The sequence below is a fragment of the Nodosilinea sp. LEGE 07298 genome (assembly GCF_015207265.1).
Classification (GTDB): Bacteria; Cyanobacteriota; Cyanobacteriia; order Phormidesmidales; family Phormidesmidaceae; genus Nodosilinea.
Map to the genome: position 1 here is coordinate 1 of NZ_JADEXE010000569.1, position 1,508 is coordinate 1,508.

Consider the following 1,508-nt stretch of genomic DNA (forward strand, 5'->3'; position numbering starts at 1 on the left):
ACGTAGCTTTGCAAGACTGGCAACGAAGTGGGCTACGAGTTGCGTCTACCGTTCGTCTGTCGCGCCTCGATTGTCTAGAACAGCGCCTACTCCTAGCCCAAATAGGCGCTGTTACGACTAACGATGCCAGTACCTTGAAAGCTACTTGGCGAGACCTTATTTATCTACAGTTCTGACGATAGGTAGTGCGATAAACAGCCTCAAGGGGTTGAGGGCTGGGTATTGGGATCGGGAGGAATTTCTGGGTGGGGTTGCAGCAGATCGGGTTTGATCTCAGGCAGCGACTCGGGCACAGCCTTTTCCTTAAGCAAAGCCTCTACAGATTGGGTGTCTGCCCCACCCACCAGGGGCACCGAGGCCTGGTGCTTTCGTTTAGCTTCGTAGAGATCGGTCAGCCGATCTTGCATGTCTTGCAGCCAGCCGTTGTGTTCACTGCGAATGGTCTCTTCGGTACTGACTACAAGCTTTTCAAAGTTTTTGAAGCTCGCTTGCTCGGTGGCCGAGAGCGAGTACCACCAGGTGCGAATATCGTAGAGCGCATCGGCAGACTGGTTATAACCCATGAGCGTAACCTCTACCCGGCGATACTCTAGGTAGTTGACCAATGCAGCGGCTAGGGCCGCCGTCACCGCAACCCAACTTTGAAACCCGATCGCGGCCAGCAGGGTGCCAAAGCCACCAAAAATATAAACACTGGTCTGCAAAATTTGGTGCTGGCGATCGTAGCTGCGGGCCTTGCGCCGATACCAGTCAAACTGATCTTCTAAGCGGTACTTAATATAGCTCTCTGGGTCTAAGTCAGAGGTGCGATCGGGGTCTTTAGGCAAACTGTCGGCTTCTTCTTCGATCGCAAACAAAAACTTCCAAACCTGATTGGCTAGCCGATGCACCAAAGCTGATAAGCGAGCGACGACCCAAAACACAGCGCCCATCCGTAGGCGAGTCGGTCTTTGGTCTTCGTAGGGAAATAGAGCCCGCTGGTGGACAATACTGCCCTTCAACCGTTTGCTAATCTGCTGAATCTTGTCGGCTAGTTCTGTATTGCGATCGCTCTGATACTGCTTAACCCGAGTGCGGTAATAAAAAATTTCCATTTTGAGCGCTTCGGCATTGCCCCGCAAAATCACCCAGTTATCGCCTCTACCAAACTTGACACCAAAAGCCCGTAGTGCCGTCATCGTAATGGGAAGAATGATCAGCAGCAGATTGAGCACCCCTAACCCAACGTGCTGTGGCTCGCCAAAAAGCAAGCTCAAGGGTAGCTGTTTGTTTAGTTCTGCTCGGTTTTCAGGCGTAGCCACTTGGCTAAGAATGACGGGATGAGCTACCGCCAAGACCACAACTAACAGCGCTAAGAGTGTAATCAGTCGCTCAGTAAAAAGAAACCGCTCCTGAGATCGGGTGGCATTTTGGCTATAGACTCGATACCTCTCATAGGCACTGTTGAGCAAGCTCGGAGAAGCCGCATTGTGATCGGGGGCAGGCAGAGAATTGGGGGGCTCTGGGGG

At 52.4% G+C, this 1,508-nt stretch carries 1 protein-coding gene; it reads right to left on the minus strand.

The features are described 5' to 3' along the window. Positions 1–200 precede the first annotated feature (200 nt). A partial coding sequence (locus IQ273_RS33095; protein ID WP_194027305.1) for a DUF4231 domain-containing protein occupies positions 201–1,508 on the minus strand: 1,308 nt, incomplete at its 5' end.